The organism is Vibrio sp. 1978 (assembly GCF_033344345.1).
The window spans coordinates 1-13,302 of sequence record NZ_JAWPOP010000026.1 but is presented as its reverse complement, the minus strand read 5'-3'; the positions used below and the strand labels follow the sequence as shown (position 1 = coordinate 13,302).

General features: G+C 45.9%; 12 protein-coding genes and 1 tRNA gene. 4 read left to right on the top strand and 9 right to left on the bottom strand.

The features are described 5' to 3' along the window. Positions 1 to 132 precede the first annotated feature (132 nt). The gene (locus tag R8N49_RS19980) at positions 133 to 1,089 is read left to right on the top strand and encodes a DHH family phosphoesterase (RefSeq protein WP_258489328.1); all 957 of its coding nucleotides are present in this window, start codon (positions 133 to 135) and stop codon (positions 1,087 to 1,089) included. A 73-nt stretch (positions 1,090 to 1,162) separates the two neighbouring features. Here the strand turns inward: R8N49_RS19980 and R8N49_RS19975 are convergent, their stop codons facing one another. From R8N49_RS19975 to R8N49_RS19955, 5 genes are all read right to left on the bottom strand, one after another. Further along, positions 1,163 to 2,308, bottom strand: a complete 1,146-nt coding sequence (locus R8N49_RS19975) for a murein hydrolase activator EnvC family protein (RefSeq protein ID WP_005381476.1) — start codon at positions 2,306 to 2,308, stop codon at positions 1,163 to 1,165. A gap of 27 nt (positions 2,309 to 2,335) precedes the next feature. Further along, entirely contained in the window at positions 2,336 to 3,157 is an 822-nt protein-coding gene (gene cysE, locus R8N49_RS19970) for a serine O-acetyltransferase (protein WP_005381475.1), read from the bottom strand. Between the two features lie 78 nt (positions 3,158 to 3,235). Next, on the bottom strand, positions 3,236 to 4,273 hold the full coding sequence (gpsA, locus tag R8N49_RS19965) for an NAD(P)H-dependent glycerol-3-phosphate dehydrogenase (protein WP_005381474.1): 1,038 nt from the start codon (positions 4,271 to 4,273) through the stop codon (positions 3,236 to 3,238). 195 nt (positions 4,274 to 4,468) lie between these two features. After that, positions 4,469 to 4,933, bottom strand: a complete 465-nt coding sequence (gene secB, locus R8N49_RS19960) for a protein-export chaperone SecB (RefSeq protein ID WP_005386410.1) — start codon at positions 4,931 to 4,933, stop codon at positions 4,469 to 4,471. 225 nt (positions 4,934 to 5,158) lie between these two features. After that, complete coding sequence (locus tag R8N49_RS19955; RefSeq protein ID WP_005381472.1) at positions 5,159 to 5,593, bottom strand: rhodanese-like domain-containing protein; 435 nt, start codon at positions 5,591 to 5,593, stop codon at positions 5,159 to 5,161. Between the two features lie 547 nt (positions 5,594 to 6,140). Here R8N49_RS19955 and gpmM point away from each other — a divergent pair. Continuing rightward, positions 6,141 to 7,673: a 2,3-bisphosphoglycerate-independent phosphoglycerate mutase gene (gene gpmM / locus R8N49_RS19950; protein WP_005381471.1), complete on the top strand. Its 1,533-nt coding sequence runs from the start codon at positions 6,141 to 6,143 to the stop codon at positions 7,671 to 7,673. An 82-nt stretch (positions 7,674 to 7,755) separates the two neighbouring features. Here gpmM and R8N49_RS19945 read toward each other — a convergent pair whose 3' ends face one another. From R8N49_RS19945 to rsgA, 4 genes are all read right to left on the bottom strand, one after another. After that, complete coding sequence (locus tag R8N49_RS19945) at positions 7,756 to 8,643, bottom strand: DMT family transporter (protein ID WP_186584608.1); 888 nt, start codon at positions 8,641 to 8,643, stop codon at positions 7,756 to 7,758. 132 nt (positions 8,644 to 8,775) lie between these two features. After that, complete coding sequence (locus R8N49_RS19940; protein WP_017635572.1) at positions 8,776 to 10,191, bottom strand: SLC13 family permease; 1,416 nt, start codon at positions 10,189 to 10,191, stop codon at positions 8,776 to 8,778. A 166-nt stretch (positions 10,192 to 10,357) separates the two neighbouring features. Then, a complete protein-coding gene (gene asd / locus R8N49_RS19935) occupies positions 10,358 to 11,215 on the bottom strand; it encodes an archaetidylserine decarboxylase (RefSeq protein ID WP_186584609.1) in 858 nt (285 codons plus the stop codon). A 116-nt stretch (positions 11,216 to 11,331) separates the two neighbouring features. Continuing rightward, the gene (gene rsgA / locus R8N49_RS19930; RefSeq protein ID WP_005386419.1) at positions 11,332 to 12,396 is read right to left on the bottom strand and encodes a small ribosomal subunit biogenesis GTPase RsgA; all 1,065 of its coding nucleotides are present in this window, start codon (positions 12,394 to 12,396) and stop codon (positions 11,332 to 11,334) included. A 129-nt stretch (positions 12,397 to 12,525) separates the two neighbouring features. On the opposite strand from rsgA, the gene orn reads away from it, so the two are divergent. After that, the gene (orn, locus tag R8N49_RS19925) at positions 12,526 to 13,071 is read left to right on the top strand and encodes an oligoribonuclease (protein WP_005381461.1); all 546 of its coding nucleotides are present in this window, start codon (positions 12,526 to 12,528) and stop codon (positions 13,069 to 13,071) included. Positions 13,072 to 13,227: 156 nt separating this feature from the next. After that, positions 13,228 to 13,300: transfer RNA gene (locus R8N49_RS19920), tRNA-Gly, on the top strand. Positions 13,301 to 13,302 lie beyond the last annotated feature (2 nt).

Sequence of the window (13,302 nt, the reverse complement as noted above, 5' to 3'; positions counted from 1 at the left end):
TTAATATTTCGAGAGTCACTCTCATTTTCGAGTCGTGGCTCGAGTTGACTTGTCAAATATGCCACGCACAATAGTCCCATACGCTAAAAACCCTTGCAGGGATAAGATTCTCGATAAAGGAACTATCGCCCCATGAATTACGACATTTTTAATGGTGATGCTGATGGCATCATTGCTCTTCTACAATTGCGTTTGGCTGAGCCTGTCGATGCCCAGTTAATAACCGGTGTAAAGCGCGACATCAAGCTGGTGGAAAAAGTAGACGTGCAAGCGGGTGATGAGCTGACTGTGTTAGACATTTCGATGGAAAAGAACATGGCAGGTCTAGAGCAAGCTTTGGCTCAAGGCGCGCACGTCTTTTACGCCGATCATCACAAAGCGGGCGACATTCCTCAGCATGGTAATTTGGATGTGCACATCGATCTCGATGCCAACATGTGCACGGCGTTGATTGTCGATAAGTTGCTTGATGGGCGTTTTCATGACTGGGCGATTACGGCGGCTTATGGCGATAACATGATTGCTAAAGCCGATGAGCTAGCGAATAACGCGGGCTTGTCGCAGCAACAGAAAGAGCAGCTAAAAGAGCTGGGTACTTTAATTAACTACAACGGCTACGGAACGAAGGTCGAAGATTTACACTTTCACCCTGCGGAGCTGTACCGAGCTTTGCTGAAGTACACGTCACCATTTGAAGCTATTGAAGATACGGCCTCGCCATACTACCAATTGCAATCGGCTTACCAACAAGACATGGAGGCGGCTCTCGCAGTGCCTGCCATGCATGAGAGCGGTAAGCTGAAGTTGTTTGAGTTACCAAACACGGCGGCATCACGCCGAATCAGTGGTGTTTATGGCAACTGGCTAGCAAACCAAACCCCTGACTCTGCGCATGCGGTACTTACTGAAAATTCAGATGGGACTTATACGGTTTCACTCCGTGCCCCATTAAACAATAAACAAGGTGCCGTTGCCGTGTGTGGTCAGTTCCCGACAGGTGGGGGGCGAGAGGCGGCGGCAGGAATCAACGCGTTAAGCAAAGATGATGTGAATGCTTTTATTGATGCGGTAGAAACCTACTACGCATAGCATTTTCCAAAACATGAATACAACAAAGGAGCCGAGTGGCTCCTTTTTTATGACAAGTCAATAAGTCAGATAATCAGCGCTTTAACCAAGATTTCGGATTCTGCGCTTCACTATTACGACGAATTTCGAAGTACAGCGATGGCCTGTCTTGACCGCCCGTATCACCCGCGAGAGCAATCACTTCGCCGGCGGTGACTCGGTCGCCTTCTTTTTTAGTTAAGGCTTGGTTGTAACCATAGAGGGTCATGTCACCTTTGCCGTGGTCGAGCAATACCACTAAACCGTATCCGCGCAGATACTCCGCAAATACGACAGTTCCGGGATAAACGGCTTTCACTTGTTGACCATAGTTGGCAGACAGCACCATGCCCTTCCAGTTTACCTGCCCGGTTTGTCGCGTACCAAAGTTGTGTAACACACTGCCTTTGAGTGGCCAAGGCAACTTACCGCGCTGTTTGCCGAGTCCGTCCATTGGCACCGCATTACGCTTCGCTGCTTTGGCGATCTCTGCTTTTAAACGGGTTTCGTTGCGTTGCAGCTCGGCTAAGTAGCGTTTGTCATTCTTGATACTGCTCTGAATTTTATTCAGGGTTTGCTTACGCTTGGATTGTGTACTCGCTAGCGCTGTACGTTTTTCGGATTGCTGCTTGAGCAGAGTCTCGATTTGCTCTTTTTCTAGCTCGAGCTGGTTTTTGTTGTGCGCTAATTCTTGGGTTATTTTGGTGATCGCATCAATCACTTCAGCACGTGCTTTAGCTAAATGCTGGAAGTATTGGCTCATGCGGTCTTCTTCCACACCTTGATTTAACAAGTGACCATTGGCCTTCGCTCGCTCGGTTACGTAATACGTTTGCAGCAGCTGTTTGAGTTCTTCTTCTTGCTCTTGACGCTGTGCTTCTTGCAAGGCAATTTTCTCTTCCAGGTTTTCTATGTTTTTGTCTGCTTGTGCGAGGTTAGACTTGGTTTGTCGTATTTCACGCTCAAGCTTAGAAATACCAAGCTCTTGATCTTTTAGTGATTTCTGTAACTCATTGAGCTGCTTTTCTTGGGAAGAGAGCGATTTGCGCTGACGGCTTATTTCACTGGATACGCCTTTGAGCTCTTGCTGACTCACAGCAGAGGAGGTAATGGGATAAGTGGCAGATAAAGCACAAGTTAATAAAATAGCCGAGCGTAGAACAGGGTGATTTTGTTTTCGCACTTGAGAGTTACCTACCACGTTGTTGTCAAAAAGGTTTGTTGACGATTAAATACCATCTCCATGGATAAAGCTTTGCGACTTGCCGTTAAAGCCTTGATCCATATCGAGAGAGGGTTTGTCCGTTTTTGGACGTCCGACGATTTTTGCAGGCACGCCAGCCACCGTTGTGTGAGGAGGCACGGCTTGCAATACCACAGAGCAAGATCCGATTTTCGCGCCTTCACCGACTTCGATATTGCCAAGAATCTTTGCACCAGCTCCGATCATCACACCCTCGCGAATTTTCGGGTGACGATCACCGCATTCTTTACCAGTACCACCAAGGGTGACATCTTGCAGTATAGACACGTCGTTTTCGACCACGGCAGTTTCACCAATCACGATGCCTGTTGCATGGTCGAGCATGATGCCACTACCAATGCGCGCTGCAGGGTGGATATCGACCTGACATGCTACCGAAATCTGATTTTGTAGGTAAGTCGCAAGAGCGTGACGACCTTGCTTCCATAGCCAGTTTGCTACTCGGTAGCCTTGCAGTGCGTGATAGCCTTTTAGGTACAGCAATGGCATTGAGTACATTGAAACAGCAGGGTCGCGATTGACCGTGGCACAAATATCACAAGCCGCGCCGTCAGTGATGGTTGGATCAGCTGCAAAGGCTTCTTCAACCACTTCACGTACAGCCATCGCTGGCATGGAAGCGGTGTTCAATTTATTAGCCAGAATATAACTCAGAGCGGCACACAAACTTTCATGCTTGATAATGGTGGCATGATAGAAGCTCGCCAGCATAGGCTCTTGTTCTGACATTTCACGGGCTTCTGAGACAATTTTGTTCCAGACTTTTTGTTTTTCGCAGTGTTTCATTCTCAATATCCAGAGTGGTTCTTCCGTGACCCGACAACTTCAATTTTTCTCAGATGAGCTGCAAAGGGCGGTAGATTGCTACTTTCCTTCGGCTTTTTTGTCACGAGCAAGTAAATCTTGCGCTGCTAAGCGCGCATCTTTTCCTTGATACAATACTTGATAAATTTGATCAACTATCGGCATCTCAACACCCATACGTTGAGAAAGTAGCCATACTTCTTTTGTATTGCGGTAACCCTCAACCACTTGACCAATTTCTTCTTGAGCCGTATCAACGTCTTTACCTTGGCCTAATGCCAAGCCAAAGCGTCGGTTACGTGATTGGTTATCGGTACATGTCAGGACAAGATCGCCTAAACCTGCCATGCCCATAAAGGTTTCTGGCTGTGCACCCAGCGCAGCACCAAGGCGACTCATTTCAGCCAAGCCACGAGTAATTAATGCAGTACGGGCGTTGGCGCCAAAACCAATACCATCAGACATACCCGCACCAATCGCAATAACGTTTTTCACAGCGCCGCCCAATTGCATACCAATAAAGTCACTATTGGCATATACGCGGAAGGTTTTGCTACAGTGGATTTTTTCTTGTAGATCCGCAACAAATTCAGAATCTGGAGACGCAACTGAAATTGCAGTCGGCATACCCATTGCGAGCTCTTTCGCAAACGTTGGGCCAGACAATACTGCTAGTGAGTAGTTTTCACCGATAATGTCATAAGCAACGTCTTTCAGTAGGCGCCCCGTTTCAGGTTCAAGCCCTTTGGTTGCCCAACAGATGCGAGAGTCTTCGCGCAAGAATGGTTTACAGCTGTTTAGCACGATGCCAAAGACATGGCTTGGAACCACAACCAACAAATCTCGGCTTGCTTGAACGGCTTTTTCTAAATCCGATTCAATGATCAAGCTTTCAGGGAAATCAACACCTGGTAAGAAGGCATGGTTAGCTCGGTCTGCTTCTAGGCGAGCCATGTGCTCTGGCTCGTGTCCCCAAAGGACAACGTTCGCGCCGTTACGAGCGAGTGAGATTGCCAAAGAGGTGCCGTATGAGCCTGCGCCAATCACAGTCATTGCGATGTCTTTACCGTAAGCATTGTTTGTATTTGCTTGTGTCATGCTACCGCCTAATTGTCTTGCTACTAGTAGAATCTAGTTCCTAATCGTCAAATTTTACGCCTTCTGGCGATTAGGAACTAGGAACTTTTGTCAGAAATAAAAAATGCACATTGCATCGGATGGTAGACGCTCTGTGCATTTTATTTGAGTCGGTGACGTCAGCACTGTGGCTATTCGTCACTTACAAAACGTGAATTACGCTTCAGCTTCGCCTTGTTGAGCTTGCTGTTGTAGGTAGTTCATGAATAGCGCGTCAAAGTTTACTGGCGCTAGGTTCAGTTGAGGGAACGTACCTTTAACGACTAGGCTTGAGATAGTTTCACGAGCGTATGGGAATAGGATGTTCGGGCAGAATGCGCCTAGGCAATGTGCAAGTTGACCAGCTTCCATTTGTTCAGCAGTGAAGATACCACCTTGTTGAACTTCACATAGGAACGCAGTCTCTTCTTCGTTCTTCACAGTAACGGTTAGGCGTAGAACAACTTCGTAAACGCCTTCACCAAGCTCACGGCTTTGAGTGTCTAGGTCTAGTTTAACGTCTGGGTTCCACTCTTTCTGGAAAATTACTGGAGAGTTCGGCGCTTCAAAAGAAACGTCTTTTAGGAAGATGCGTTGAATTGCGAAGTTTTGTTGTGCGTCTTGAGGTGCTGCTTCAGCCATTTTTTAATCCTTAAATCAATATTTGTTGAGCCTAGAAACGTCTAAGCTCAGAAAACTGGTATGTCCTGAGACTAACTGAGCCAATCTACCTTGACTAGATGAAGCGTGTATTACGTGCAAAGCGTCACAACTTAGTGCTCCAACTGCTTTCAATTTGCTCAGTTTTTTGTCCGCGAGGCTTGGTAAAAGCGCGTTTAAACGCGAACTTTCGTTCTTGCCACGTTCCTACTTTTTACCGCGAACTAACGGCAGGTTCGCTTCGTTCCACGCAATCAAACCATTTTTTAGTAGGCTCACTTTTTCGAAGCCAGCTTTTACTAATAGGTTTGCGCTTTCTTGAGCGGTCTGTCCTGTCTTGCATACCACAATGATTGGGTCTGATTTGTGGTTTTCAAGGCTACCCAAGTTACCCGCTTTGATGTCTGACGGTAAAATGTGAAGTGAGTCGGTGATATGACCTTTTTTGAACTCGTCCTTGGTACGGATATCCACTACAACGCCGTTTTCACGGTTCATAAGATGAGTCAGTTGGTTTACGTTGATTTCTTTGTATGCGGCTGTCGCTGACTTCACGATGTTCATGATAAAGGCGACAAGAAGACCTACCCAAACCAAAGATAGAATCATGTTCTGTTGGAAAAATTCAATGTACTCTTGCATGTCTTGAGCTCTTACGCTGTTGGCGGAAAAATAAAGCAGGAGTATAGCGAGGTTACGGCTCTTAGGCGAGAGGGTTAAAATTTTCTAACGAATAATTGAGATCTCTATAAACCCTTTATGCCCTTACTATCCGTACATTTTGCTCTGGTAGCTTGATTGCTTTTGCCTATTGGACTTATCGGTTTAAGTGACTTCTGTTTTACTGAGAAAAGAGAACAATAGGTATTAACCCATCTTGTTTGATGTTGCTTTAAATTAGCGCTGTTTCAAGTGCAAAAATAAGAATGAGAAGCGTAAGAAAACCGAACTTAGACTGGGGTGTACAAAGCGTATTAGAAATGACTATGCTTGTGGAACACGATTGTCGGCACTGACTCGTTGTTCGCTTAACTTGTAAGATAGCAACAATAAATCGCAAACATTATTTGATCTTAACCTACAGTTTTGGTTAAAAAGTGTAGTAAAATTACGCTAGTTTTGTTTCAAGGTTAGATAGGGCAGCGAGGCCCTACGCCAAAAGTTACTTAAATTTGATGAGGTCATCACTATGTCAGCTAAGAAGCCACTGGCTCTAGTTATCCTTGACGGTTACGGTTACCGTGAAGACACAGCAAGTAACGCAATTGCGAATGCGAAAACACCAGTAATGGATGCTCTGATTGCGAATAACCCACACACATTAATCTCTGCTTCAGGCATGGATGTTGGCCTTCCTGATGGTCAAATGGGTAACTCTGAAGTTGGTCACACTAACATTGGTGCAGGCCGCGTTGTATACCAAGACCTGACTCGTATAACTAAATCAATTGCGGATGGTGAGTTCGAACAAACGCCTGCGCTAGTTGAAGCAATCGACTCTGCTGTGAAAGCTGAAAAAGCAGTACACATCATGGGCCTGATGTCTCCAGGCGGTGTTCACTCTCACGAAGACCACATTTACGCTGCAGTTGAAATGGCAGCGGCTCGTGGCGCAGAGAAAATCTACCTACACTGCTTCCTAGACGGCCGTGACACACCACCACGTAGTGCTGAAAACTCACTACAACGTTTCCAAGACCTATTTGCGAAACTAGGTAAAGGCCGCGTTGCTTCTCTAGTAGGTCGTTACTACGCAATGGACCGTGACAACAATTGGGATCGCGTCCAAGTTGCTTACGATCTTCTAACTCAAGCTAAAGCTGAGTTCACAGCAGAAACGGCAGTTGCAGGTCTAGAAGCGGCTTACGCTCGTGAAGAAAACGACGAATTCGTTAAAGCAACAGCTATCAAAGCAGAAGGTCAAGAAGACGCAATCATGCAAGATGGTGATGCGGTTATCTTCATGAACTACCGTGCTGACCGTGCACGTCAAATCACTCGTGCATTCGTTCCTGCATTTGACGGCTTTGAGCGTGCAGTATTCCCAGCAATCAACTTTGTGATGCTGACTCAATACGCGGCTGATATCCCTCTAGCTATCGCATTCCCACCTGCGTCTCTAGAAAACACTTACGGTGAGTGGCTATCTAAACAAGGTCAAACTCAGCTACGTATCTCTGAAACAGAGAAATACGCACACGTGACTTTCTTCTTCAACGGTGGTGTTGAGAACGAATTTGAAGGCGAAGAGCGTCAATTGGTTGCTTCTCCAAAAGTTGCAACGTACGACATGCAGCCTGAAATGAGCTCTCCAGAACTAACAGATAAGATGGTTGCGGCTATCAAGTCAGGTAAGTTCGATACCATCATCTGTAACTACCCGAACGCAGATATGGTTGGTCACACTGGCGTTTATGAAGCGGCTGAGAAAGCAATCGAAGCTCTAGATGAAAGTGTGGGTAAAGTGGTTGAAGCAATCAAAGAAGTTGGCGGTCAACTATTGATCACTGCGGACCACGGTAACGCAGAAATGATGATCGACCCTGAAACTGGCGGCATCCACACTGCTCACACTAACCTACCAGTACCTCTAATCTATGTAGGTGACAAAGCGGTTGAATTCAAAGAAGGCGGTAAACTGTCTGACCTTGCACCAACCATGCTTTCTCTAGCTGGTCTAGAAATCCCAGCAGAAATGACGGGTGAAGTACTAGTTAAATGATTAACTAACGGCTCCGAATGACAAAAGCCCGAGTTTAAACTCGGGCTTTTTTGTATCTGGCAGTAAGGGCTGGTCTGTAAGGTTACTGAACCAATATGCCCGCACCAATCACAGCTAGGGCTGCGCCCAACCATGCAAATCGGTTTGGTCGGCGTTTCGTGTAAATCCAGAGCAGTGGTAGCAACATAATTGGCGTGGTTGAAGATAGCAGTGCAACCATACCTACATTTCCTTCTTGCAGTGCGTATAAGATTAGCGTCATGCCGACGGCCATCGCCAAGAAACCATTAAGTGCAGTAATACCAAATACGCGCCAAGTAATGTGTTGCGTCGAGTGAGCGACTTTGACCCCTAGAATTAACAACATGCTGTGGGCGAAAAAGGCACTGATCATTCGAATAGCAGAAGCCGCAACTGGGTCAATACTGGTTTGCATTACTGGCTTGGCGATGATGCCGCCCAATGCTTGGCACATTGCTGCGGTTAAGCCAAGTCCAATACCCACCCAGATGTTACCTTTAATGTCTTCCAAGACGTTATTCACTTGACCTCTTCGGCCAAAGAATATCGCCATCACCACGCCGCTAAATACCAATGATGCGCCCAGTAGTTCTATTGTGGTCATGACTTCGCTAAATAAGAAGTAGCCCAAGATGGCAGAGAACACGGCGTGGCAAGAGAATAGTAACCCGGCCTGTCTTGGCCCCATACGATTCAAACACGCGAATAGAGCGGTATCACCAATAAAAATACCAATCAGTCCTGAGGCCATCATTGGCGTTACATGTTCCCAAGAAACCGTTAACCAGCCGCCAGTTATCCAGGCCATTGTTGATAAGATCACGGCTGTGCAGCCCATACGCCAGCGGCTGTAAGAAAATGCGCCTAGGTGTTGTGCAGGAATGACCGAAATTAGGCTAGAAACTGCCCACAGAAAAGCGGCGCATAAAGCAAGCCATTCGTAACCCATGATGTGTCGACGTCCTTGTAGAGTAGAGGAGTCTTAATATGCACGAAATTTAATGGATGTAAAAGCGGCTCTGCAAGGGCAATAGTTGGCGAACAGCTCCATGACAACAAGCTCTGTCACGGAGCTTATCGATTAAAACAGCACCAGAACTGCGCCATACACGATAAATAGACCAATCAAACCAAGAATCAGCCCCACTTTCGCCATGTCTTTGCTCTCGATGAGGCCTGTTGAATAAGCCAAAGAGTTTGGTGGTGTGGAAACCGGTAAGATCATGCCAAGTGATGCGGAGAAGGCGACGACAACCAGTAAACCTTGTAGGCCACCAACCGCAATAAGGCTTGGCATTGATGTACCAATAGCGGCAGCAATAGGCATCAATAAGTTTGCTGTTGCGGTATTAGACATAAAGTTCGCCATTAACCAACACACTACTGACAGGGCTAAAACAACGGCAAATGGTGATAGCAGGCTGTAATCAATGGCGTGCGCTAATGCTTCGGCTAAGCCCGTTTTGTCTAAGGCAATACCAATTGCTATACCACCGGCAACCAGCCATAAAACATCCCAGTTAATCAGCTTGAGCTCTTCTTTTCCCATAATGCCCGTTAACGTGAACACTGCTAGTGGGATAATCGCGACAACGTATGTATTCATGCCATGCACTTTCGTTGTCATCCAAAGCACAATGGTTAGTGCAAAAGTGATGTAGACGACGATCGCACGCCAGCTCCTTTTGAATGTACCATCTAGCTTTAGTTTCATTTCTGGTTCGCTAGACGGAAACAGCTTTTGCAACAAGAACCAAGCTACAGTGAGTTGTACCAACACAAAGGGTAGACCCATTGTCATCCACGATAGGAAGTCTATCGCGTTTTCTCCAGTGAGATATTGAAGCGCTATCGCATTAGGTGGCGTGCCTATCGGAGTCGCAATGCCGCCTGTATTCGCGGCAATTGGAATACACAACACCAGTGCTTTAATGCCTAAATCCCCTTTAGGTGCTGAAGCGACGATGGGGCCAAGCAGGGCTAGCATCATCACGGTCGTGGCAGTATTGGACATAAACATTGAAAAAACGGCGGTAATTAACATCAAGCCCAGCATGATGAACTTAGGTTGGGTGCCGAATGGTTTTAATAGAACTCGGGCGAGGTTGTTGTCGAGCTCGTATTTGGAAGCCGCAATCGCAAGAGCAAAACCACCCATAAAAAGAATAATGATCGGTGAAGAGAAGGCCGAGAAAATATCGGTGTAAGCAATTAACTCTCCTAAATCATGCCCCGCTGGTGGATTGCGAAATAGATGCAAACCTTTATCCGATATCATGATCAGTTCAAGAGCGATAATAAGAATGGACGTAGCAAAAACGGGAACCGGCTCGAGAACCCAAAGTAGGGCAGCAAGAAGAAAAATAGCCAACAGGCGATGCTGAATTAAAGTGAGATCGTCAATAGGAATAGCATCAATCGGCATCATCAAAACACCGAGCGGAATTAAAAAGCACACCAGCAATTTCGCCAACGTGTTTACACTCATCTTTGGCATTGGCTGCCCCTCTAAATATTCATTCTAAGCGCAGGATAATTGATTGTGGAATGAGGGTCTTAGAGGCAGGTATGAGTTTGAGAAATAGAGGCTAAATTTCGAACGGAGTTTTGCTTTTTATCAATAAAAAGAGCCCTTAATAAAGGGCTCTTTAACGGTGTTTTACTTATTTTTTCAAGGCGTAAGGTGTGCCCATAACGGTTGGCTTACCGTTTTCCATGCTTGCGTCAAACTCAATCGCGTCTTTGGCAAACAGGTTAATAACAGTAGAACCCAGTTTGAAGCGGCCCATCTCTTCGCCTTTTTTCAAGATCACGGCCTTGTCACCCTCTGCTGGGTAATCCCATTTGTAGACAGTGTTTCCACGAGGCGGAGTGATAGTGCCAGCCCATACTTGCTCAATGCTACCAACAATTGTCGCACCAACAAGCACCTGTGCCATTGGACCAAACTCAGTATCGAAGATACACACCACACGCTCGTTACGAGCAAATAGGTTCGGTACGTTTTCTGCTGTCAGAGGGTTTACTGAGAACAGGTCACCTGGTACGTAAATCATTTGGCGCAGAGTGCCGTCACATGGCATGTGTACACGGTGGTAATCGCGCGGAGATAGATACAATGTGGCAAAAGAACCATCTTTAAATTCGTCCGCTAAATTCGCGTCACCGCCCAGCAATTCTTGTGCTGAGAAGTGATGACCTTTTGCTTGGATAAGTTGACCAGCTTCAATAGGGCCAAACTGGCTAACACAAGCGTCGGCTGGATGAGTGATGACGTTTTCGCCTTCAGAAATTGGGCGTGCGCCTTCTTTTAGCTCACGAACGAAAAACTCGTTGAACGTTTTAAAATGCTTAGGATCTGAGTGCTTTGCCTCATCCATATTCACATTGTATTGTTTGATAAACCAACGAATAACTGCTGTTGTTAGACCGCCAGCTTTTGCTGAAGCCAGTTTACCCATTAGGCGAGTGAGGCCGTGTTGTGGGATCCAGTACTGCAGTCCAACTTTAAACTTGTCCATCTTTAATTCCGATACTTCTGTTAGATTCGCGCTTTAGGGCGCGTGATGTTACTGAAATTTAATTTGCTTGTCAGTATTAGGTGAAGACTTTTTACACAGTTACAGCCTTAACTCAATTACAGATCGGCTTTTTTATTACGTGAATACTGACGATTTGCTTTGTTTTCAACCATGCTTTCCAAAATGCGATGATAGTTTTCAAAGCGAGTTTCGTTAATTTCCCCGTTCTCGACAGCTTCGCGTAGAAGGCAGCCTGGGTCATCATTGTGTTTACAATCTCGGAACTTGCAACCGCCTAAATATGGTCGAAATTCAACGAATGCTTTTGTTACTTCTTCTGCTTCCAAATGCCAAAGACCAAATTCACGTACTCCAGGTGAGTCGATCAAATCGCCACCCGTTGGAATGTGGTATAAACGTGCAGCCGTCGTGGTGTGTTGGCCCAAGCCAGAGTTCTCAGAGACTTCGCCTTCTTCCACTTCGCTCTCTAGTTCCGGCATTAACGCATTGACTAAGCTGGATTTCCCTACGCCTGATTGACCAACAAAGATATTAATTCGATCACGCAGTAGGGTTTCTAGTTCAGCAATGCCTTCTCCAGACTTCTTGCTGACCAGAAGCACTTTATAGCCAATACGTTCATATTCTTTGAGCCATTCTTCATACATTGCACGGTCATCGGCTTCTAGAAGGTCGACCTTATTTAAGACCAACAATGGCGCAATATTCAGTGTTTCTGATGCAACGAGATAGCGGTCAATAATATTTAGCGATAGCTCTGGTAATACCGAAGAGACAATGACCATTTGATCAATATTGGCTGCAACGGGTTTTAGACCATCGTAATAATCTGGACGAGTGAGCACTGAAGAGCGAGGTTCTACCGCTTCAACAACACCAGAGATGCCCGCCATAGACTCCAATCCTTCGCGCCATAAAACACGATCGCCAGATACTAGAGACTCAATACCACGGCGGAGGTTACAGCGTTGAATTTCGCCTGTTTCAAGGTCTTCAATGTCCGCGTGCTGACCAAAACGAGTGATCACGAGACCTTGCTTGCTGGCGCCTAGCATGTTTTCATCCCACTGGATGGAATCTTCTTGCTTCTTCAAACGCTTTTGTTGGTTGCTACGTACGCGTCGCACCTGACCTTTGGTTAACTTTTTCTTCTTTGCCACAATTCTGTACTTTATGTGAATTTACTCAAATGGTTGAGCCGTACTCTTGGCTCCGTGTATGAGTATCGTGTTTCTCGTATTTTGAGGTATAGTACCTCTTTTATCGATAAACAAATAGGCGGCGTAACCATGTCCTTTAGCGATCAAAACCTAATTTGGGTTGATTTAGAGATGACAGGGCTTGATCCTGAAACGCACAAAATCATCGAAATTGCTTCTATTGTCACAGATAGCGAACTAAATATTTTGGCTGAAGGTCCAGTGTTAGCGATTCATCAGCCGGAAGAAGAACTGGTGAAAATGGACGACTGGTGCACTAATACGCATACGGCAAGCGGTTTGGTGGAGCGCGTTCGAAACAGTCAAATCTCAGAACAAGACGCAGTCGCACAAACCATTGAATTTTTAGAAAAATGGGTGCCGAAAGGAGCTTCGCCAATATGTGGTAACAGCATTGGGCAGGATCGCCGCTTTTTATACAAGCATATGCCTGAGTTGGAAGAGTTCTTCCATTACCGATATGTTGACGTTAGTACTCTTAAAGAACTAGCACGTCGCTGGCAACCTGAGGTGCTAAATGGGTTCACAAAACAGGGAACACATTTGGCCTTGGACGACATTCGTGAGTCCATCGCAGAACTTAAGTACTATCGAGGTACTATTTTCAAGATTTAACTGTTAAGGTTGCGATCCAAATTGTTGTAATTTATATCGCTTTTGATTGCTTTTTCGTCGTTCAGTAAAAAAATAAAGTTTTTTTGAAGGAAGGACTTGCATCACAAAAAAATGCTCTTATAATTCGCAGCCCTAAACAGCGGAAACGTTGTTGATGCGACACTAGCTCAGTTGGTAGAGCGCAACCTTGCCAAGGTTGAGGTCACGAGTTCGAACCTCGTGTGTCGCTCC